The organism is Pseudomonas sp. MWU12-2037, from assembly GCF_023242345.1.
Classification (GTDB): domain Bacteria; phylum Pseudomonadota; class Gammaproteobacteria; order Pseudomonadales; family Pseudomonadaceae; genus Aquipseudomonas; species Aquipseudomonas gingeri_D.
This window is the reverse complement of the sequence record NZ_JALLIZ010000004.1, coordinates 24,047-46,514: the sequence shown is the minus strand read 5'-3', so window position 1 is coordinate 46,514 and position 22,468 is coordinate 24,047. Positions and strand designations below refer to the sequence as shown.

The window sequence follows — 22,468 nt, the reverse complement described above, 5'->3', positions numbered from 1 at the left end:
CGCCATGTCCGACTACCATCGTATTCTTTTGCTGGCTCCCGCCGAGATGAACCGCAGCCCCGCCTTCGAGCGGGCCACCGAGCTGGCCCTGTCCACGGGGGCCGCCTTGCATATCCTGGCCTTCGATTATGTGCCGACCCTTGATGTGGCCACGCTATTCGACCAGAAAGCCATGACCCAGGCCCGCGAGGGCTACCTGGACCTGCATCGCCGCTGGCTGCACCATGAGACGGATCGCCTGCGGGGCCGTGGCCTGGATGTGAGTTGCAATATTTTCTGGCGTCATCATCCGCTGCAACCGATCATCGAGTACGTCCGTGATCTGAATATCGACCTGCTGATCAAGGATGTCCACCTGGAATCGGGGCTCAAGCGGCTGTTCGCCACCCCGCTGGACTGGCAGTTGCTACGTGATTGTCCGGTCCCGGTACATCTGGTGGCGGGTTGCAGCCATCCATTGCCGCGTCATGTTCTGGTGGCGGTGGATCTGGGGAGGGAAAGGGCCGAGGAGTGCTTCAACGACACGCTGGTCCAGGCCGGGCAGGCGTTTGCCCGGCAATGCGCGGCGACGTTCAGCCTGGTGCATGTGCATGACAAGTCCCGCTCCTATGTCCACGAGATGGGCTGGGGCACCTTGCCGATGGCCGAGGGCCTGGAAATGGCCAGCCGTGCCGATGAGCAGCAGGGGTTCAAGGCCCTGGCGGAGCGCAACGGGGTCGGCAAGAACCAGCGGCATTTCCTCACGGGATCGGTTATCGACACCCTTGGCCAGTTCGTCGAGCACAACGGGGTGGATGTGATGGTGATGGGCACCCGCCATTCCCACGGCCTGGACGGCATCCTCGGCAGCACGGCGGAAAATATCCTCTATCGCAGCACTTGCAGCCTGCTGGCCCTGAGCCCGGAACGTCTTGTCTGAAGGGGGATCTGGCGCGAGCCGCGAACAACGGGCCGCGCCATGGTGGAGCGGGAGGCTTTACAGCGACAGCCGATGAATGACCTGGGTGGCATCGTCGGGGTCGCGTTCGCGGCTGAAGTGCAGGGTGTCGGCCAGTTGGCGCATGTGCACGTTGGAGGCGCTGTCGATGGAATACATCCGGGTGAAATGATTGCGCCGCGCGGCTTCGATCAGGTGTTTCATCAGGACCGTGCCCAGGCCGCGATGTTGCCAGTCGTCGGCAACGGTAATGGCGCACTCGCATTCATTCTCGGCACCCGAGGCGGCATAGCGGCTGATCCCCACTTCACGCAGTTGGCCATTGTCATGGGCAAGAGCCACGTAGGCGACGCGGTTGTGGGTGTCGACATTCATCAACTGGTTCATCAGGACGGGGCTGGGATCGACGATTTCACCGAGAAAGCGCTGGTGACGGGATTCCGGGGACAGTCGCTGGATAAAGGCCTTTTCCCGCTCACGGTCCTCGACACGCAAGGGCCGGATCAGGACGTGGGTACCGTCCTGCAGGCTTTCGATCCAGTGTTCGCCTGTCACCGAGGAAAAGTCGGGCAGGTTCAGGATGGGGCTATTGAGGTCGGGCATGATCAGAACTCCTCGAACAGGTACGGTCGTGGGCCGGTATCGGTGTTCTGTTTCTACGCCATGGCGGGTGCCCGCGCTTGATTCAAGTCAAACACGGGCACAACTGCCTGGTTACAACGGGTTACCGTGGTGGCCGCAGCCGGCGATCAGGGCTTTCAGGCCCACCGGGTCAAGGATTTTCACTTCCCGTGCGTGCACTTCCAACAGGTTCAGCTCCCGCAGCCGGGCGATCCCGCGGCTGATGGTTTCCAGGCGCAGCCCCAGGTAGGAGCCGATTTCTTCGCGGCGCATGCGCAGGATGAAGCTGTATGGCGAGTAACCACGCAGGGACAAGCGTTGCGAGAGATTGAGGAAGAACGCCGCCAGGCGCTCGTCCGAGTTCATATTGCCCATCATCAGCAGCAAACTGTGGTCCCTGACGATTTCCCGGCTCATCAGTTTGTTCAGGTTGTGCTGCAGGGAGGGCAGGTCCCGGGACAAGCGCTCCAGCTGGGAGAAGTGGATCGGGCAGACTTCGCTGTCCTCCAGCGCCACGGCATTGCAGGCGTGGCGGTCTTCGCTGATGGCATCCATACCGAGCATTTCCCCGGTCATCTGGAAGCCGGTGACCTGCTCGCGGCCATCTTCCGAGGTCAGGGTGGTCTTGAAAAAGCCCAGGCGTACCGCGTACAGGGCATGCAGCGGATCACCCTGGCGGTAGAGGGTGTTGCCTTTCTTGATCTTGACGCGCTGGACGATCAGGTCGTCCAGGCGTTTGACCTCGGAATCGTTCAAACCCAGCGGCAGGCACAGTTCCAGCACGCTGCAACTGGCACAGGCGGACTTCAGTCCCAAGGGCTTGAGATTGAGTGCGAGTTTGTCGTGATCGTTCATGGTGGCCTCTATGTCGGGAAGAGGGCGTCCAAATCGGGTAGAAACACCGATAAAACAGGGGCCGTCAGACGAGCCTAGCAGGTGTAGCGGGTTGTTTGAGATAAATCAAGCGGGCGTTTTATAAGCAGGGTGAAGCTACAGGATCGATTGTCCATTGTTCCTCCTTGGAGCCCCCGTCATGAGCGACTATCAACGTATTCTGCTGATTACCGATACCCACTGCCGGGCGACCCCCGCCCTGCATCGCGCGGCCACCCTGGCACGCGCCAGCAAGGCGGCTGTGCACCTGGTGCTCTTCGATTTTGTCGAGTCCATCGCGGCAATGACCCTGTTCAATCACGGCGCCGGCACCCTGGCCCGGGAAGGTTACCTGGACAAAAAGCGTGAAAAACTCGCCGAACTGTCCCACAGCCTCACCAACCAGGGCCTGGAGGTGAGCTACGACGTGGTCTGGTCGCAACATCCCCATGCGGCCATTCGCGACTACGTCAAGGACATCGAGGTCGACCTGGTGGTCAAGGACCTGCAGGTCGAGTCGCAGCTCAAATGCGCGTTGCTCGGTCCCACCGACTGGCACCTGGTGCGCCAGTGCAGCAAGCCGGTGATGCTGGTCCGGCACGATGCGCCGCCACGGCCGAAGAATTTCGTCGCGGCGGTGGCCCTGGAGAATGTCGGCGACGGCGAGACGACTCGCGACGATCAGGTGATTCACCTGGCCAGCGAACTGGCGATGATCTGCGACGCGGACCTGGAACTGCTGCACGCCTGCGATATTCTCGCCGGTTATGAGCTGATGCAGGAGTACCCGTGGGATTCGGATGCCGCGGCGGCCCTGCAGAAATTGCGTAGCCAGGCTTTCGACGACTTGGCCAGGGCGCATCAGGTACCCGGCCGCCGCCGCCATTTCCTGCTGGGGCAGGCAATCCAGCGGGTGGAGGAGTTTGTGCGCGAACGCGAAGTGGACACCCTGGTCATCGGTCGCTCCCAGGCCGATGCCTTTCCCTGGCTGGGCAGCTTTGCCGAGTCGCTGCTGTCGCAGCCACCCTGTTCCGTGCTGACCCTCGGTACCGACTCGCTCTGAGCGTTCAATCCGGTGCCCGCCGACCGGAGCGATCCGGCCGGCGGGCACTATTGTTCACGGGGTGATCGCGATTTTCATCACACCGTCGCGCTGGTGGGCGAACAGCTCATAGGCCGCCTCGATATCGTCCAGTTTGAAGCGGTGGGTGACCAGCGGCTTGAGGTCGACGCTGCCGGCGGCCACCACGTCCATAAGCCGGCGCATGCGTTCCTTGCCGCCGGGGCAGAGGGTGGTGATGATCTGCTTGTCCCCCAGCCCGGCATTGAAGGCATCCAGCGGAATCCGCAGGTCGGAGGAGTAGACCCCCAGGCTCGAAAGACAGCCGCCCGGGCGCAGGACCCGCAGGGCGGATTCGAACGTGGTCTGGGTGCCCAGGGCCTCGATGGCGGCGTCGACGCCCCGGCCGCGGGTCAGGGCCATGATCTGCTCGACCGGATCGCCCTGGGTGAAGTCGACGATATGGGTCGCGCCCAGGCGGCGGGCCATGTCCTGGCGGGCCTTGATCGAGTCGACGCCGATGATGGTGCTCGCGCCCTTGAGCTTGGCCCCGGCCACGGCGCACAGGCCGATGGGGCCGAGGGCGAAGACCACCACGCTGTCGCCGATCTGGATCCCGGCCCGTTCGGCGCCGCTGAAACCGGTGGACATGATGTCCGGACACATCAGCACTTCTTCGTCGCTCAGGCCATCCGGCACCGGGCTGAGGTTGGCCATGGCGTCGGGGACCCGCACGTACTCGGCCTGGCAGCCATCGATCAGGTTGCCGAACTTCCAGCCGCCGGTGGCCTTGAATCCGTGGGCGGTGTCCGGGCCGTCCTGGGACGAGCAACCGCACAGGCAGGCGTAGCTGTGACCGCTGGGGGTGATGGCGCCGGCGATGACCCGCTGGCCTTCGTGGAAGCCACTGACCGCCGAGCCGAGCTTCTCGATGATGCCCACCGGTTCATGGCCGATGATCAGCCCCGGCGCCACTGGGTATTCGCCCTTGAGGATATGCACGTCGGTGCCGCAGATCGTGGTGGTGGTGATACGGATCAGCGCATCCAGGGGGCCGATGGACGGGACCGGCTTGTCCTGTAGCACGATCCGGTTTTTTTCAACAAATACCGCCGCTTTCATCATCGCCATGATTTCACTCTCCATGAGCAGGATCGGATTGAAACAGCATGCTGCGACAATGTGCTTGCGGCGGTTTGATACAGATCAAGCCGGGCTTGCCGGCGGGTGGCGATCATTGGTGAGCACGCGGGCAAACCATCGGCACTTGATGTAAATCAAGGGCCGGCCGGGCGGGCACCGCAGAATCGGAGATGACCGATTCTCTTCGGGTGACCCCCTTCAATACTTGTCTCGTGAAGTCGTCGCCCGCTACCCGGTGCGCTCGACAGGGCGTGCCTTGGAGGTGTCCCTTGTCTTCACGTCCACGTTTGCTCCTGGTTGCTCCGTCCGAAATGACCCACAGCCCGGCCTTTGACCGGGCCCTGGCGCTGGCCAAGGCCATGAACGCCACGCTGACCCTGGTGGCCTTCGTCTATCTCGATGGGTTGCAGCAGCTCGATCTGCTTGACGCCGACCGGCAGGCGGAGATTCGCGAGGCCTATCTGCAGCGCTATCGCCAATGGCTGGAACAGGAGGCCGAGGCCATGCGCGGCGAGGGGATCGAGGTGACGACCGAGGTCAAGTGGGACCAGCCGTCGCTGAGTGCCTTGTCCGGTTACGTGCGTTCGCAGCATCCGGATCTGCTGATCAAGGATGCCCATCAGGAATCGGCCCTCAAGCGGGTTTTCTTCACCCCACTGGACTGGCGTTTGCTGTGTGACAGCCGGGCGCCGATCCACCTGGTCACCGCCCAGGGCCTGCCCATACCGCGCAAGGTACTGGCCTGCGTCGATGTGTTGCGCGATGACGTCGCGACGCGGGAACTCAACGACCGGATCATCGACCAGGCCGCCCGCTTCGCCACGCACTGCAAGTGCCCGCTGCACCTGCTCGGGGTCTATGACTGGACGGCCCTGTATCTCGCCGATATCGGCATCGGCAAGGTGCCCGTTTCGGTCAGCCCCAGCTATGACGAGCGCAAGGCCAAATTCCTGCACCTGGCCGACAAACATGCCCTGCACAAGGACAACCGGCATTTCATTGTCGGCACGCCGGGAAAGGCCATCGTCGAGTTTGTCGGCCAGGACGTCTTTGATGTGCTGGTCATCGGTACCGTGACCCACCGCTCGCTCAACAAGCTGTTGGGCAGCACCACCGAAAGCCTGTTGTATCAACCCCCCTGCAGCCTGCTGGTGATCAAGCCTGTCGAACTGCCGGATTTCGCCCAGTAAATCGATGAACAGCGAGCGGCTGTCCGGCGCTCCGAACGTCCTGCCCCATGGAGGTGTGTCATGAGTCAATACCAGCGCCTGCTGCTGATCACCGATCAGCACCTGCCCCATTCCCCGGCCGCCAAGCGTGCCGCCGCGCTGGCGGCGGCCAGCGGCGCGGCCTTGCATATCACCGCGCTGGTCCAGCCACCGCCGCGTATCCACCTGATCGAATCGGGCATGGATGAACAGGCCCGTGCGGCGTACACGGATAAATACCGGGCCTGGCTGGAGGGGGCGACCGAAAGTTTGCGCGGTAGTGGCCTGCAACTGACCACCGAAGCGCTGTGGACCACCCAGCCCTTGCGCGACATCCTGGTTCACGCCCGCGAGATCAAACCCGACCTGCTGATCAAGGACGTCTACCTGGAGCCGCTGCTCAGGCGGGTCTTTACCACCCCGCTGGATTGGCAGCTATTGCAGGAAAGTCCGGTGCCGGTGCACCTGGTCAACCAGATCGCCTCGGCATTGCCCCGGCGGGTAGTGGCGGCTGTCGACACCTCCACGGGGGACGAAGGCATCACCGAGTTCAACCGCAAGATCATCCGTGAGGCCGAAGCCCTGGCGCTACAATGTGACGCCGAACTGCACTTGTTGTATGCCTACGACTTGTCGCCGGCGTTTATGGCCGACCCCAGTGTCACCGTGGTCTGGATCGATGAGCTGCGTGCCGCGCTGCTGGAGCCGTTCACCCGGTTGGCGGACGACTATGGCGTGCCGGCCGAGCGCCGACATTTCCTGATGGGCATGCCGGTGGGGGTGATCGCCGACTACGTGCAGGCCAATGGGATCGATGTGGTGGTGATGGGGGCGGTCCAGCCCAAGGGCCTGGGCAAGCTGATCGGCGATACCACCGAGCGGATCCTGCTGATTCCCGAATGCAGTGTACTGACGGTCAGGCCCGACTGAACCCGGGGTTAACTGAAAAGCCCCTTGCCGGTAACCGGCAAGGGGCTTTTTCATAACGTCGGGGCCGAGCGTGTCAGAGGCTCAGCAGACCCTGCCAGAGCATCCAGGCGGCCACCGCCGCCGCCAGCCAGATCAGCACCAGCAGGCCCTTGGCGAAACCGTTGAGCGGCTTGCGCCCCGGGGTCAGCAGGTAGATCAGCGAGCCGGGGGCGTAGAGCAGGGCACTGAGCAGCAGGTACTTGGGACCGGCCGCGTACAACAGCCAGAAGCAGTAGACGCTGGCCACCAGGGAAATCGCCAGGTCGCGGCCGCTGAGGCTGTCGCGCCCGGCCTGGCCACGGTCCAGCCAACTGACCTTGAGCGCATAGAGGCCGCTGAACAGATAGGGCAGCAGGATCATCGAGGTGGCCAGGGAGATCAGTGCCAGGTAGGTGGCATTGGCATACAACGTGAGGATCAGGAACAGCTGAATGCAACCGTTGGTGACCCACAGTGCATTGGCCGGTACGCCCTGGCCGTTTTCCTTGGACAGGACCTTTGGCATCACACTGGTCTTGGCCGGGCTGAACAGCGACTCGGCCGAGAGCAGGGTCCAGGCCAGCAGGGCGCCGCCCACGGAAACCATCAAGCCGAGGCTGATCATCATGCCGCCCCAGGGGCCGGCGATGGCTTGCAGCACACCGGCGGTGGAGGGGTTTTTCATGGCCGCCAGTTCGGGCTGGCCGAGGATGCCCAGCGACAGCAGCGAGACCGAAATCAGCAACAACAAGGTAATGGCAAAGCCAATGATAGTGGCCCGGCCGACGTTGACCCGTTCCGCCGCCCGGGCGGAATAGACATTGGCGCCTTCGATACCGATAAAGACCCAGACGGTGACCAGCATGGTGCTCTTGACCTGGTCGAGAATCGAGCCCAGGGCCGGTGCTCCCCAGAAACCTGCAACGAAGGTGTCAGGATGAAAGGCGAGCGCGGCGCAGCCGACAAACACCAGGATCGGCACGATCTTGGCGATGGTGGTGATGGCATTGGCCCGCGCCGCGGTGCGTATGCCACGCAGGATCATGAAGTGCATCGCCCAGAGCAGCAGCGAGGCGGCAATGATCGCCACCTTGTTGTTACCGTCGCCGAAGGCCGGGAAAAAATAGCTGGCGGCGGCGAACAGGATGACCAGGTAGCCGACGTTGCCGATCCAGGCGCTGATCCAGTAGCCCCAGGCCGAGTTGAAGCCGACGAAGTCGCCGCCCAGGGCCTTGGCGTAGGCGAAGACGCCGTTGTCCAGTTCCGGCTTGCGGTTGGACAGCATCTGGTAGACCAGGGCCAGGGACAGCATGCCGACCCCGGTGACCAGCCAGCCAATCAGGATCGCGCCGGCACCGGCACCGGCGGCCATGTTCTGCGGCAGGCTGTAGGCGCCGCTACCGATGATGGAGCCCACTACCAGGGCGATCAACAGGCTCAGGGACAGGCGCGCCGATTGTGCCAGCGTCGCCGGTTTCAATGAGGGTGTGGTCGTGCCGGGGGATGAGCTCTGTTGCAAGGGCGTTGCCATGATGACACCTCCAGGGTCGGGACGGGACGTTCGGGTGCACCGATCAGCAAAGGCGGTACGGTCTGAACGCATGGGGTGAATGTCTGCGCATGGGGCCCTGGGGCTGTTGATTTTTATCAAGACTTGAATGGATAGGCGTGGCTGTCTCCTGTAGCAGAGGTCGATGCATGAATTTTCTTCCTTTCCCCGCCTCGGGCATGGTTACAATCGGGGCTCCTGACACGCAAGAGCTCCCTTTAATGGTTTCGCCGAGGACTGACATGGACGTTGCAGACATACTGGTATTGCAAGCGAGTTACACCAACCCGGTACACGCCGAGGCGATTGGACTGGTGCTCAATCACTATGCCGAAGACCCGATGGGCGGCGGCCAGGGCCTCGCGCCGGATGTGCTGCAACAGCTGCCCGGCGAACTGGCCAAGCGGCCCCACGCCTTCAGCGTACTGGCCTTTGTCGGCGGTGAGCCGGCCGGGCTGGTGAACTGCTTCGAAGGCTTTTCCACCTTTGCCTGCCGGCCCCTGGTGAACGTGCATGATGTCTCGGTGGTGAGCAAGTTTCGCGGCCTCGGACTGAGCCAGAAGATGCTGCAGAAGGTCGAGGACATCGCCCGTCAGCGCGGCTGCTGCAAGATCACCCTGGAGGTGCTGGAAGGCAACGGCGTGGCCCGGGCCTCCTACAAGAAATTCGGTTTCAGCGGGGCGCAGCTCGATCCGGAACACGGCCAGATGCTGTTCTGGAACAAGTCCCTCTAGTCCCGTTGCACCACCCATGGCCCTCTGCCGGAGAGGGCCTATCCATCTACCGCACACGATGCCTGCCGGGAGGTTTGAATCCTCCTGGAGTCGTGGCCGGCAAACCGATGCACCCGGTAACGACTCGTTCCTATCATTCGAACGAGGACGTCAACCATGTCAACGCAGTCGCCGGTTCCGGACAGTCAACCGATGGATCCGACTTCGGTCGCCAAGGCACTTTTCGCCGATCGCCCCAGTTTGCTCTCGGTCGCGACACCGCTGGTTCAGGCGGTGTTGGACGAGCACTATGGCGAATTCGAACTGTCGGCCGAGCGGGTACGCCTCGCCGTGCCCTATTGGGTCTTGGCCCAGGGTATCGACGGTGCCCCGGCAGGGCATAACTATTACAGCCTCAGCGAGGTCATGGTCGAGCGCTTCGCCTTGCGGGTTCCGGTCTGGGGGGCTTCCAGGAGCCCGCGCCTGGAAACCCATAACCTGCTCTGGCGCGAGCAGCCACCGGCCGCGCGGAAACCCCTGGCGATCGATCTCGACGGGCTGCTCAAGCGCCTGGACCAGGCGGCGCGATCACGGCTGCTGGAGAACCTGAAGCAGCAACTGATCGAGCGCTGGAATCAGTCGCCGGAGGGGCACGGGCCGAGCCGCTGGGCGCGGCTGGCGGCGGCGATCGGACGCTTGCTCGTTCCGGGACAGACGCCTGGCCGCAGAGGGCTTCCCGACCTGAGTCGCTTGCCGTTCTACATGGGTTATGCGCCTGGCGATGCGCAGGGCGAAAGCCCGACTCTGGATATTCGCGCCTTCGAAACCCGGGTCTTCAGCGTGGATGCCCAGGGCCGACGCTACCCGGAGCTGTTTCCGGTGATCGACTTCCTGCGCTATGAAGAAAATCTACAGCCATTGCCCTATCCGCTCTATTTCCATCCGGGAGAGGGCGGCCTGCGCCAGGGCAAGATGGACAGTGCCGAGCTGGTCGCGATGCTGATCGGCAGCCGGACCGCCGGGCGCAATCTGGAAATAAGGGAGTCCCTCGTCTGGCGCTGGAATGAACCGGCCGAAGTGATCGGCGACAGCCTGGCAAAAGGCTTGCTCGAATATCAATTGCAGGCGCTGAGCGCGACGCCGCCGGGCGACTGGGAGGCCCGGGCGCACCTTCAGCGTTGGGTGGACGATATTACCGATCCGGGCAAGTGGTTCGCCGTGCCCGCGAGGACCCAGGATGCCAGTCGTTTCCAGGTGCTCAGGCAGGAGCGCTGCGGCCCGGCGGCCCTGGGGCTGACCAGCGAATCGCTGCCCGACTGGCTACTGGGGGCCTCGCTTGCCGATCGTTCAAGCTACAGCGCTTTGCTGCGGGAACTGGCACGTCAGCAGTGTGAGTCTGGAGGCCGGCATTTCCTCGAAGATATCGGCACCCTCAATGAATTCGCCGCGCGGCGATTGCAGGCGCTGATGCTCCAGGACTATCCCGGGACCCGTGTCATCGACCCGAATGCAATCAAGCTCACTATCGACAAACTCGACTATAGCGCTACCCAGACCCTTGACCCGCAACAGGCACAGGTCACGGTGCCGGTCGATATGACGCTGGTGGAACTGGCGCTGGCCAACCTGGGGGGCATGCGCCATACCGGTATGCGGATTCGCATCGAGGTGCGCGGGTTGCCGGAGCCCGTCCCGCAGTGGATGACTGCGGATTACCTGCGCGGCCTGGTGACCCGCGCCGACATTGGCCAGGCTTACCCGGACCTGCTCAAGGAGCATTTGATCACTGATGTCGCCGAGGCCCGGCGGCGCGAGGCATTGTTCGTTGCGCAGTGGCGGGTGCGTTTGCCGCTCCAGGCCCTGGAGTTGAAGATCAAGGGGGCGTCGGGTTTCAGCCTCGACGGCTTTCGTTACGTGCAGGCGCTGGTCCAACCGGCGGGTCCGGGGCGCTTTGTCGATACCGTGGAAATCGTCCTGCGGCCCCTGGCGTTCAAGGCCAGGGACGACTGGCAGGCGGACGAGGTGCAGGCGATGTTCCTGATCGGTCCACGGGATATGAGCCGCGGCCCGTTGATCCTGTACCGCCCGTTGTTCCTGCAACAACCGCTGCGCCAATTCGAAACCCGCCAGGCGTTGCTCGCCGCGATCCGCCAGCCCGGCGATCTGCAGCGCAGCGTCTTGACCTGGATGAGCGAAACGGCACGACAGCGTTATGACCATGGCGGTTTCGATGCAGCGCATATCGAGCAATTCCTCGGCGGCGACGAGTTCGCGCCGGCACCGTCCAGGCCCGTCCCCGCAACGCTCGCCGAGGGCATCATCGAAGGTGACTATCTGCCGGCGATCTTCGCCGCCATGGTCAAGGCGCAGGTCGAGCAGGCCGACCGGCAGTCGGTGTCGAATGCCGAGCAGCGCTGGGCGGACTGGAAGGAGGGCGCCTGGCGGGTGCTGCTGGGCATCACCCAACTACCGTTTGCCGGCCTGCTGCCTTATGTCGGGCGTCTGGTGGAGGTGCTCGGCTGGCTGGTGGTCCTGAAGATCGGTCACGACGATCTACGGGCACTGGACAGCGACAATCGGGCGGAACAGTCGGCGGGAGCGGCGGACCTGTTGTTCAATCTCGCGGCCTTGCTGCTGCACTATCGCGCCGCTTCCGCCCCGGGTGAAACCGAGGCGCCACCGTTGCCCAGGCCTGCGCCGCCGCGCGCGGAAGCGTTGCCCGCGCCGACCATCGCGCGGGCGCCCGACTTGCCCCGTGCCGAACTGAGTGCGTGGTCGATGTCGGGTTGGCCAATCCCCGATTCGCTGATGAGGCGGGTCCGCGCCTATCGTCTGCGTGCGTTTGACAAGCCGGCATCGGCCTTGACCGAACTGGGTCGCGTGGCGGACTCGGGGCCGGCTCGGGGATTGGTCCATATCGAGAATGCCGGCAAGGGCAAATGGTGCGCCTTGATCCAGGGTGATCTTTACGAGGTGGCCTGGGAGGCCGACGAGGAGGGCATCAGAGTCGTAGACGAGCACGGCAATGCCGGACCCTGGGTGCGCAGCGACGAACAGGGGCGCTGGAGCCTGGATATGCGTTTACGCGGTGGCAGTCCTCCCAAGCGGGCCCAGGCCGGTGGAGGGCAAAACCTCGTCGAGGCGCGCGAGACACTGATAGCTCTCAACCAGCAGACCAAGGATAGCGAGCCGTCGATCAGCAGCAGTGTCAAGCGCTGGAGGCTGGCGACCGAGGGCGAGACGGCCAAGCGGGTCACCTACGAACGTCGAACCGCACTGCTTGGCGAGATGACCGTCTTGCTGGAGGAAAATCTGCAGAACTACCGCCAACAGCTGGACCTGAGCAAAAAGTTGATGACCGATACCCGGCTGATCAAGGCAGCGCGGCCCTTTCAGATCAATGCGCTGGACAATGGGGTGATGGGACTGCAGACCTTGCTCCATGCCCAGCAAACCTGGTTGTTGGAACGACTGGGTATGCCCTATTCGAGGGCTTCCCAACTGCCTGAAGCAGAGCAGTTGGCACCGGCTTTGGTCCAGGCCGAGTGGGAGCGTGATGCCACGGCCACTGATAAGGCGGTCGACTGGGCCCTTTGGCAGAAGGACTGGCTCGATCAACTGAGACAGATACGCGACGGCCGGGAAAACTATCAGCGGCTGATTAAAACGGTCGGCTGGGGCTCCATCGAGGTGGAAGTCCGCGCCTGGAAGATTGCGCAGTTGAAGAACCGTTTTGCCCTGGGCGAGCTGACGCCCGAGCATCTCGGGCAGGAAATGTTTGAGGACATCTGGGATCAGATCCATCGCTCGTATGTGTCCTATTACTCCTCTCTCGATGCCCTTGATGAGGTCAAATTGTTGGCCGGCGAGCGTATCGAGCTGCTGGAGTCGGTTGTCGAGCAATCCAGTGATCTACAGGAAAAGCTCGAGTTCTATCTGGCGACCTTGGTCAGTCGTCGCTTGCCCACGGAAAAACTCGACCAGGTGCTCGCGGCACTGAAGGCACTCGGGCAGGAGACCCGGGAAGATCTGCGCCTGTTGCTGGGCCAGGATGATTGGGAGCTGCCGCCGATGCCTGTTGCTGGCCCATCGGCCAAGAAGACCACGAGAAAAGTCATCCGTACGCGCCACCGGCAACTGTTGTCCGGTGAGGTCCAGGCACCGGCGTCGGCGGATGGCGAAGAGACCGTGCAGGTCAGCGATGTCTATGGGCAGGTGATCGAGACCTATCGGAAAAATACCGCTGATGGGCTCTGGGAAGCGGTCGTCGCCCCGGACAAACCGGCCAGGCCGGCGGTGATCAGGCCCGAGGTCGGACTGGAAAAACGGGTGTCCAACGCGCGCCAACTGCTCAACGACGAAGCGTCGGCGATCGATCGGGTCATGCGCCAGGCCGTGCGCTCCAATGCGCCCAGGGCGCAGGAGGACATCCTGCGCTTGCAGGCCGAGGCGATGGAGCACCAGGCCACGGAGATCGACAAGCTCCTCGGCGTGGCGCAAACGCCGCCGCGCAATCCGGAGCGGGTCAGGAACGCCCTGGCGGTGGTGCGGCAACTGCGTGACGCGGCCCCGAGATTGCGGGCTTCCGGGCAGTACGCACGGATCCTCGCGATCAAGGCCAATCCACCGGAAATGCCGCGTATCGACTACCTGTTGGGGCTGGGCGAAGTGAGCATCCGCAAGGAAGGCGAGCGGATCCCGCTCGGCAAGAATGATTTCCTGCAGGAGTATGCTTTGCTCGACAAGGACGGCAAGCCGCTGTGGTACGCGCACTTTCATTACCCGAGCCTGTCGGCACTCGACTCGGCCTTCGGTGCCGCCCACTTGAAAACCCTCGAGCAGCGCAAGCTCGGCGGCAAGTACCAGTCGCTGGAGCAGGAAAAGGCCTTCAAGAAGATCCAGACGGGGAAGGGTGGCAGTGCCAACGTGGCGTTGCAGATCTATCGCAGCCGGATCGACCTGGCGGCGGCGCAACAGTATTTTTTCCCGGTGCCGGCGAACCCGATTGATTGAACCGCGTGACGCGGTATAGCCCGCTACCGCGCGAGGGCTGACCGGTTCCTGTTAGCTGGCCGCTTTCCCATGTCAAGGATTGCGGCCTCATGATCTCCCTGCCGACCTCGCTGGAGACTTCACTTCAACACTACCGAAACACCGCCCGCACGCTTTTCGCCGCTCGACCGACACTGTCGTCGGTGGTGGACTCGCTGGTGCAGGCGGCGCTGGACCAACAGGCTCCCGACCTCAGGGTTCAGGGGCAACGGATCCAGGCTGAAACCCTCTGGCTCGGAGAGCGGGAGCCGGCCTCCCGCTATCGATACAGCGGCTTGTCCGAAGTCCTGTTGCGGCGCTTCAGCGAAGGCTGGAGCCCGCGTTATGACGCTCCCGATTCGATACTGGTGAGCCGGGCACCCGGCTCGCCGGTGGAGGTTGCGGTCACGACGGTGGACCTGAAACGGTTGGGCGCGACGCTTGATGATTGGGGCGATGCCCTGCTCGAAGTCTTCAAGGCACAACTGGTTGCGTTCTGGAATGAACCGGTGCCCGACTGGGCGGGCAAGGTCCCGGGCTCGGACGCCTGGGTGCCTGGTTGGGATCGGCACGCGCCGGAGATTCCCAGCCGTTGCGCGGCCCTCTCGAACCTGCTGTTCGTTTCGATGTACGGCACCGGCAGCATGCCCAATAGCCAGGCGCTCCAGGCTAGCCAGAGGTTGCCCAAGGCGCTGGTCAGCGAAGACCAGTCGATCCGTGACAGCCTGCTGGGCAAGAATGCCCTGGCGGCTTATCTGTTGCATGCCAAGGGTCGGCGGCAACGGCTTGGCGTCACGCCCGTCGCGGTGGTTTTCGCCCGCCAGCTGTCAGCCTCGGACTTTGCCTATTTCCTGCTCCGCCCGGGTCATGATGTACAGCGCTTGCAGCCAGTCGATGAGCTCTGGACGCTATTGCGTGGTCAGGTGCCGGACCCCGGGAAGGTCGACCTGATCCCCTCGCAGCTGAATGTCTTCGACAACCTGGCCGGGGCCTTGCTGGAAAACCAGTTGCGCGCGCTGGAGCGTTTGCCGCGCGGCGTTACGCAGGGAGCGGGCGAGTCCTGGTCGGCGCGCGTCGAGCGCATCACCGATCCGGGAGACTGGTTTGCTACGCCCGCACCCGCGCCGCTCACCCCTCTGCAACGGCGGGTGCGCGAGGCGGCGCCGCTGTGGCTGCTGAACGCCGCAGAGGCGGACCGGCGCGGTTATGCCGGGCTGTTATCGACCTTGGTCGCGGCACTGGGCAAGTCATCGTCCCACAGTATTTTCGACGAGGTGGCTTCGCTGTCGCGCTTTAGCCGACAGGCGCTGAGGGCGGCCATGGCGCGGCGGCATCCGCGGATGCCGGAGATCCGCATGCAGGACATCCTCCTGACGCTGGAGAAGTACCGGCGCAAGCCGCTGTTGCCGGACGTGCTGGGTGAGTTCGAGGAAGTCCAGTTGACGCTGCCCGAACTGGCGCTGGAAAACCTCGATGATTTTCGTTTCGGCGCGACGCGGATGCGTGTCCGGCTCGCCGCTGATGTGCCGCTGCCGGATTGGATGACGGCCGACTATCTGCTGGAACTGATCACCGAGGTGGATATCGGTGCCGGCTACCCGGCCTACCTGCGGCAGCGACTGTTGGACGATACGCGGTATGCGGTGTTCCGCCAGCAACGCTTTTTTCACCAGATCCAGGCCCAACTGCCCTTGGCGGCATTGGAGCTCAAGCTCCGAGGCGAACAGGGTATGACCGAAATGGGCTATCGGCTGGTCAGGGCGATGTTGGCGTTCGACGCCCGTGATCGCCAGGTCGACGGCCTGCCGATCGTGCTCCGGCCGCTGGCCTTTCTGGCCAGTCCTGGGGCGAGCCCGGACAAGGCTGCGGGCATGTTTCTTATCGAACCCCGGGATACCCGCCGGGGCCCGCATCTGCTTTACCGTCCGCTGTTCGACCCGCCCCTGGGCGAGTATGTCTGCCGGCCGGCGCTGCTGGAGGCAGTCGGGCAATCGGGAGCCTTGCAGGACAGTGTGTTGGCCGGGCTCCCCGCCAATCGACGTGCGGTGTATGCCAACGGCGGTTTCCGTCAGCCCCATCTCGGCTCGGTCCTGCCGGGTGATGAAGCCGCGCCGTTGCCGGCACCGGCGGCACCGGCAACCCTGGGCGACGAGGAAGTCGCCGAGGACTATGTCCACCATCTGTTTCATGCCTGCATCAACGCGGTGATCCGCCAGGCCGATATGCAGTTGTGGTCGAATGCGGAAAAACGTTGGGCGCGCTTGAAGGACAGCGGATGGCAACTGTTCAGCTCAATGCTGATGTTTGCCAGCGGCCCGTTGACCCAGGCCAGCTGGTTGATCATGCTCTACCGGGGTATTCGCCAGGACCTGCCGGGGTTGCAGGGCGACGACGAGGATGCCCGGGCCCAGGGCTGGGCCGATATGCTGAGCAACCTGGCGGCGGTTCTGTTGCATGAGGTGACGGCGGATGAGCGCGAGCCGTTGCCGGAGTCGTTTACCACCCCGGAGTCGGCGGATCAGCGCGAGCCCTTGGCGATCGAGGGGGAGGTGTCGCTTGAGCGGATCACAGCGCCTCCGACTTCCGACGATTCGCCACCACTGCCTTTCGACTTGTCCTGGTCGAATCCGCGCCAGGCCCTGTCGATGGCCTCGCGCAAAGCCCTGGAGAAGTTCAGTGTCAGGGGCTTCGACACGCCGCCGCGACTCGATAGCCTTGGTTCGGTTTCCGCAAGCGGTCCGAACAAGGGACTGGTGCATCTCGGGGGCCCCGGGGACACGGGCTGGCACGCGCTGATCGAGAATGCCCTGTATCAGGTCGCGTGGAGTGATGACGGTCCCCGTGTGGTCGATGCTTCGGGCGTTCCGGGGCCGTTTCTGGAGCGCGATGAGCAAGGTCGCTGGCGCTTCGATCTGCGTCTGCGCCTGCGCGGTGGCAGCGGCCGCGAAACCGTGCAGGCGCGCCTGCAGCGCAAGCTGCGCGACCGGGCCAGCGCGCTGCACGAGCAAATGACCCAGGCTTCGGCGCGCATCGGCACCCTGTTGAACGAGGCCGAAATACTGCGCAAGCGTCTTGAGACCATGAGCGAGGGCAAGACCGCGAAGAACTTCAGCGACCGACAGCGCAGTGACAAACGTCGCGAATACCTGGGCAAGCTGGAGGGCTTGCAGGTGGCCCTCGAAGAAAAGATCCGCCTTATCAAGGCGTTCAATGACAATCGCCAGGTGGTGCCCAAATCGGCGACGCTGGTGGCCGCCTTGGCCGACAGCGTGCGCAATTGCCGGACATTGTTGAACCTGTCCCTGGCGGTGGGCCGCGAAGGCAGCCTGAGTGCCCGGGAGATCAACGAGATGATCGCCGCCGACTCGGATGCCCGTTATGCCCAGGTCGTCGCCAACCTGAAGAACAATGTCGAGATCACCGACAAGCAGATCCTCTGGAGCACCCGGGAATATGCCGCGCTCGATGAGTTGCGGGCGCTTCCCGAACCGGGGCCGGCGCAAGCCGCCGCACTGCAGCAGGCGCCGGTGCAGCCGTTCACACCCTTGGATTGGCAGGCGGTGCAACTGTCGACCCTGCTGGCCTTGACCCTGGACGAACTGCCCTTGCAGATCACCTTGCAAATGGACGATCAGATTTTCGCGGCCATCAAGCACAGCGCCGAGCAAACCCGGTACGTGACCAACACCATCAATCGCCTGAGTGCCGAAGATCCGCGCCAGGACCGTATCGATGCCTTGCTGACGGCCGTCAATCGCTACGATGAGACCCACGACTTGCTGAATTATTTGCAGGGCCTGATGCCGCAACAGCGCCTGTTCGAATACGCCACGCGCCTGTCGGGGCTGCTGGCGCAGTTGCGTGAAGGGGCGCTGAACAGACTGTTCGAATTATGGGAAGAGACCGCGCCGGCCGAACCCGATCCCGTGCCCAGGCCCGCTCCGGTGGCTGGCGGCACGCGCAAGAAGTTTATCCGCACCCGCAACCGTGAAGTGTTTGTCGGCCGGGTACGCGAGCGTACGCCCGAACAGGAGGATGAGATCGTTGAGATCACCGATCCCAACGGCGCACTGGTGTCGGCCTTCAAGGAGAACAAGGAGGATGCCCAGGACACCTTCTGGGAGGAAGTGAAGGCCGAGCCGGCGCCGCCGATCCCGCGCAAGGTCGGACTGTCCCGGCTGGTGACCCAGGGTCAGGCCGAGCGCGAGGGTGTCGAGGCCTTGATTCGCCAGGTGATGGCGTTGACCGGAACCTCCAAGGACCCCCGCGACCTGCAAGGTATCCTGGAGCTGAAGGCGCAGAAACTGAACGCCTTGGCGGACGATATCCAACAGGCCCTCACTGAGAGCGGCGGGACATCGGCGCCCATGAAAACCGCTCAAACGCTCAAGGACAGCTTGCGCCGCGAAGCCGCCGGGCTGATCGCCGAAGGGCGTCAGGCGCGTATCGCCGCGATCAAACGCAACCCCCCGCAGTTGGCGCGTCTGCAGTATCTGAAAGAGCAGGACCAGGTGGATATTCACCGCGCCGGCGGGCGACAGGCGCAGGAACAGGGTGGTTTCCTGCAAGAGTATGTGGTCAGCCACAAGGATGGCCGTCCCCTGTGGTACGCGCATTTCCATTACCCGGCAGCCACCACGGCGGATGCCGGGTTTGTCAGCGCGCATCTCAAGCCCCTTGCGCAACGGCGCCTGGGCAGCAAGGCCCAGGCCACGGCCCGGCAACGGGCGGCGGCGAGGATCGAGGCCGGGCAGGGCGGCCGGGCGCAGTTGACGCTGGATATCCACCGGGGCCAGATCCTCGACAAGCCTGTGGCCCAGGCGCTGTTTTTCAATACTGGCGAAGTGGATAGAGCCGCTTGAAAACAGGCCGCTTGGCGTCTGCAATCAGTGTCCCGACCGATATCGAGACAGACATCCGCCTGCCGCTGGGCTAAGGTGTGTCAGAGCTTTTTCATCGATATCGGGAGTACCCTGCATGCAACTGGGAATCATCGGACTGGGCCGCATGGGCGGCAATATCGCGCGGCGCCTGATGCTTGATGGCCATCAGACAGTGGTGTATGACCGCAATACCGACTTCGTCAGCACCCTGGCTAAAGAGGGCGCCAGCGGCGTCGCCGACCTGTCGGCACTGGTGGCCGGCCTGGATAAACCGCGCGCGGTCTGGGTGATGCTGCCGGCCGGTGCGCCGACCGAGGACACCATTGCCGAGCTGAGTAAACTGCTGGACGCCGGCGATGTGATCATCGACGGCGGCAATACTTTCTACAAGGACGATATCCGTCGCGGCCAGGAGCTGGAGCAAAAGGGCATCGACTATATCGACGTCGGCACTTCCGGTGGGGTCTGGGGCCTGGAGCGCGGTTACTGCATGATGATCGGCGGTGACGCCAAGGTGGTCGAACGCCTCGATCCGTTGTTCGCCAGCCTGGCCCCCGGGATCGGCAGCATTCCCCGCACCCGCGACCGGGTCAGCGCCGACGACCGCGCCGAGCGCGGTTATATCCATGCCGGCCCGCCGGGCTCCGGGCACTTCGTCAAGATGATCCACAACGGCATCGAGTACGGCATGATGCAGGCCTTCGCCGAGGGCTTCGACATCCTCAAGACCAAGAACTCGCCGAGCCTGCCCGAGGACCAGCGTTTCGACCTGAACCTGGGGGATATCGCCGAAGTCTGGCGGCGCGGCAGCGTGGTTTCGTCCTGGCTGCTGGACCTGACCGCCGATGCCCTGGCCAGTGACCCGAAACTCGACGGTTACAGCGGCGCGGTGGCCGACAGCGGCGAAGGGCGCTGGACCATCGAGGCGGCCATGGAACAAGCGGTGCCGGTCCCGGTGCTGTCCAATTCGCTGTTTGCCCGCTTCCGCTCCCGCCAGCAAAGCACCTATGGTGACAAACTGCTGTCGGCCATGCGCTTCGGTTTCGGCGGCCATGTGGAGACCCCGAAAAAATGAATGCCTCCCGTAGCAAGCGCAAGGTAGAGCCCCCGCCGCCGACCACGCTGTTTCTGTTCGGTGCCCATGGGGACCTGGTCAAGCGCTTGTTGATGCCGGCGCTCTACAACCTGACCCGCGATGGTCTGCTGGGCGATAATCTGCATATCGTCGGGGTCGATCACAACGCCATCAGCGATGCCGATTTCGCCAAGAAACTCGAGGACTTCAGTCGCGCCGAAGTCGCGGCCAAGACCGGGGAAGGCGCGGAGACCGCGCTGGATGCCGAACTCTGGAAGCGCCTGGCCAAACACATCAGTTACGTGCAGGGCGACTTCCTCGACGACGCGACCTATGTCGCCCTGGGCGAGAAAATCATCGCCAGCGGCACGGGCAATGCGATGTTCTACCTGGCCACCGCGCCGCGCTTCTTCAGCGAAGTGGCGCGGCGCCTGGGCGCGGCCGGCTTGCTGGAGGAAAGCGACGGGGTGTTTCGCCGGGTGGTGATCGAAAAACCCTTCGGTTCCGACCTGGCCACCGCCGAAGCCTTGAACGCCCGCCTGCTCAAGGTGATGAGCGAGAAGCAGATCTATCGCATCGACCATTACCTGGGCAAGGAAACCGTGCAAAACATCCTGGTCAGCCGTTTCTCCAGCGGTCTGTTCGAAGCGTTCTGGAACAACCATTACATCGACCATGTGCAGATCACCGCCGCCGAGACCGTCGGCGTCGAGACCCGTGGCAGTTTCTACGAACACACCGGCGCCCTGCGGGACATGGTGCCCAATCACCTGTTCCAGTTGCTGGCGATGGTGGCGATGGAGCCACCGGCGGCGTTCGGTGCCGATGCGGTACGCGGTGAAAAGGCCAAGGTGGTCGGCGCGATCCGTCCCTGGACGGTCGAGGAGGCCCGGGCCAATTCGGTGCGCGGCCAGTACCAGGCCGGCGAACTGGGCGGCAAGGCCGTGCCCGGTTATCGTGAAGAAAGCAACGTGGCGCCCGATAGCAACACCGAGACCTATGTCGCGCTCAAGGTGATGATCGACAACTGGCGCTGGGTCGGCGTGCCGTTCTATCTGCGCACCGGCAAGCGCATGAACGTGCGCAACACGGAAATCGCCATCTGCTTCAAGCCGGCGCCCTATGCGCAGTTCCGCGACACCGAGGTCGAGCGCCTGCAGCCGACCTACCTGAAGATCCAGATCCAGCCCAACGAAGGCATGTGGTTCGACCTGTTGGCCAAGCGTCCGGGGCCGGCACTGGAAATGACCAATGTCGAGCTGGGTTTTGCCTACAAGGACTTCTTCGAGATGCAGCCGTCCACCGGCTATGAAACCCTGATCTACGATTGCCTGACCGGCGACCAGACGCTGTTCCAGCGCGCCGACAATATCGAGAACGGCTGGCGGGCGGTGCAGCCGTTCCTCGATGCCTGGGGCGAGGACGATCAGGTGCAGGGCTACAAGGCCGGGGAAAACGGTCCCGAAGCCGCCGACGAGTTGCTGGCCCGTGACGGCCGTGTCTGGCGCAGCCTCGGATGAAGGCGGTGGTGCGGTATCCGATCCGTTTGCTGCTCAGCGATATGGACGGCACCTTGTTGGGGCCTGATCACAGCCTCAGTCCGCGCACGGTCGAGGCCGTGGAGGCGTTGCGCGCGGCGGGGGTGTTTTTCAGCCTCGCCACCGGACGCCCGCCGCGGGCCATGCGCCAGCAGATCGAGGCGCTGGGGGTGGATATTCCCACTGCGGCGTTCAATGGCGGCACGCTGGTCAACCCCGACGGCAGTTATCTGGTGACGCATTACATCCCCCGCGAGGCGGCGGTGATCACCCTGGAGTTGTTGTCGCGGCATGAGGAGGTTGAGGTCTGGGTGTTTGCCGACAACCATTGGCTGCTGCGTAACCCCCACGGCACCATGGTCCCTCGGGAACAGCATGCACTGGGTTATGCGCCGACGGTGGTGGACGACTTCACGGCGTACCTCGACCGTATCGACAAGATTGTCGGCGCCAGTGGCAACGGACAATTGCTGATTGACCTGGAGTCGGTGTTGCAGCCGTTGGTGGCGGAGCAGGCGCTGGCCAGTCGATCACAGCGTTCCTATCTGGATATCACCGCGATGCAGGCGAACAAGGGCGAGGCGTTGCTGACGTTGGCGAAATACCTCGGCGTGCCGCTGGAGCAGACGGCGGCCATCGGCGATGGCGGCAACGACCCGGCGATGTTCCACCGGGCGGGGTTGGCGATTGCCATGGGGCAGGCGGAGGAGGTGGTCAAGCGTCAGGCGGATGTGGTGACCGGCAGCAATAGCGAGGATGGCGCGGCGCAGGCCATCGAGCGGTTTATTCTGGTCAGCCGATAAATCCGCGGTGGATGGCCGCCCATGGCGGTTCGCGGGCAAGCCCTGCTCCTACAATGTTTGCGTCGATTCCGGTTTTTGCGTATGAC

14 protein-coding genes are annotated in these 22,468 nt (G+C 63.7%); 10 read left to right on the top strand and 4 right to left on the bottom strand.

Translation table 11 applies throughout. The annotated features are described in order from the left end of the window. The first annotated feature begins 4 nt into the window (after window positions 1-4). A complete protein-coding gene (locus tag M5B42_RS08475; RefSeq protein WP_248745543.1) occupies window positions 5-919 on the top strand; it encodes a universal stress protein in 915 nt (304 codons plus the stop codon). A gap of 57 nt (window positions 920-976) precedes the next feature. Here M5B42_RS08475 and M5B42_RS08470 read toward each other — a convergent pair whose 3' ends face one another. Both M5B42_RS08470 and fnr read right to left on the bottom strand, forming a co-directional pair. After that, the gene (locus tag M5B42_RS08470) at window positions 977-1,540 is read right to left on the bottom strand and encodes a GNAT family N-acetyltransferase (protein WP_248745542.1); all 564 of its coding nucleotides are present in this window, start codon (window positions 1,538-1,540) and stop codon (window positions 977-979) included. Between the two features lie 111 nt (window positions 1,541-1,651). Further along, a complete protein-coding gene (gene fnr / locus M5B42_RS08465; protein ID WP_248745541.1) occupies window positions 1,652-2,413 on the bottom strand; it encodes a fumarate/nitrate reduction transcriptional regulator Fnr in 762 nt (253 codons plus the stop codon). A 178-nt stretch (window positions 2,414-2,591) separates the two neighbouring features. Between fnr and M5B42_RS08460 the strand changes: the two genes are divergently transcribed. Beyond that, window positions 2,592-3,494 carry a universal stress protein gene (locus M5B42_RS08460; protein WP_248745540.1) on the top strand — a complete coding sequence of 301 codons (903 nt, stop codon included), beginning with the start codon at window positions 2,592-2,594 and terminating at the stop codon, window positions 3,492-3,494. A 54-nt stretch (window positions 3,495-3,548) separates the two neighbouring features. Here M5B42_RS08460 and M5B42_RS08455 read toward each other — a convergent pair whose 3' ends face one another. Beyond that, window positions 3,549-4,622, bottom strand: coding sequence for an NAD(P)-dependent alcohol dehydrogenase (locus tag M5B42_RS08455; RefSeq protein ID WP_103494809.1), 1,074 nt, complete (start codon window positions 4,620-4,622; stop codon window positions 3,549-3,551). Window positions 4,623-4,903: 281 nt separating this feature from the next. On the opposite strand from M5B42_RS08455, the gene M5B42_RS08450 reads away from it, so the two are divergent. Together M5B42_RS08450 and M5B42_RS08445 are read left to right on the top strand one after the other, a co-directional pair. Further along, window positions 4,904-5,824: a universal stress protein gene (locus tag M5B42_RS08450; RefSeq protein ID WP_248745539.1), complete on the top strand. Its 921-nt coding sequence runs from the start codon at window positions 4,904-4,906 to the stop codon at window positions 5,822-5,824. Between the two features lie 60 nt (window positions 5,825-5,884). Beyond that, window positions 5,885-6,772, top strand: a complete 888-nt coding sequence (locus tag M5B42_RS08445; RefSeq protein ID WP_248745538.1) for a universal stress protein — start codon at window positions 5,885-5,887, stop codon at window positions 6,770-6,772. A gap of 73 nt (window positions 6,773-6,845) precedes the next feature. Here the strand turns inward: M5B42_RS08445 and M5B42_RS08440 are convergent, their stop codons facing one another. Beyond that, a complete protein-coding gene (locus M5B42_RS08440) occupies window positions 6,846-8,255 on the bottom strand; it encodes a basic amino acid/polyamine antiporter (RefSeq protein WP_248745728.1) in 1,410 nt (469 codons plus the stop codon). 326 nt (window positions 8,256-8,581) lie between these two features. On the opposite strand from M5B42_RS08440, the gene M5B42_RS08435 reads away from it, so the two are divergent. From M5B42_RS08435 to M5B42_RS08410, 6 genes are all read left to right on the top strand, one after another. Further along, on the top strand, window positions 8,582-9,073 hold the full coding sequence (locus M5B42_RS08435; protein WP_248745537.1) for a GNAT family N-acetyltransferase: 492 nt from the start codon (window positions 8,582-8,584) through the stop codon (window positions 9,071-9,073). 156 nt (window positions 9,074-9,229) lie between these two features. Further along, window positions 9,230-14,065, top strand: coding sequence for a DUF6543 domain-containing protein (locus M5B42_RS08430; protein ID WP_248745536.1), 4,836 nt, complete (start codon window positions 9,230-9,232; stop codon window positions 14,063-14,065). 89 nt (window positions 14,066-14,154) lie between these two features. After that, complete coding sequence (locus tag M5B42_RS08425) at window positions 14,155-18,945, top strand: hypothetical protein (RefSeq protein ID WP_248745535.1); 4,791 nt, start codon at window positions 14,155-14,157, stop codon at window positions 18,943-18,945. Between the two features lie 115 nt (window positions 18,946-19,060). Then, on the top strand, window positions 19,061-20,041 hold the full coding sequence (gnd, locus tag M5B42_RS08420; protein WP_248745534.1) for a phosphogluconate dehydrogenase (NAD(+)-dependent, decarboxylating): 981 nt from the start codon (window positions 19,061-19,063) through the stop codon (window positions 20,039-20,041). Continuing rightward, window positions 20,038-21,561 carry a glucose-6-phosphate dehydrogenase gene (zwf, locus tag M5B42_RS08415; RefSeq protein ID WP_248745533.1) on the top strand — a complete coding sequence of 508 codons (1,524 nt, stop codon included), beginning with the start codon at window positions 20,038-20,040 and terminating at the stop codon, window positions 21,559-21,561. The genes gnd and zwf overlap by 4 nt, the downstream gene beginning before the upstream one ends. Further along, window positions 21,558-22,382, top strand: coding sequence for an HAD family hydrolase (locus tag M5B42_RS08410; protein WP_248745532.1), 825 nt, complete (start codon window positions 21,558-21,560; stop codon window positions 22,380-22,382). Before zwf ends, M5B42_RS08410 begins: the two co-directional genes overlap by 4 nt. Window positions 22,383-22,468: the final 86 nt, after the last annotated feature.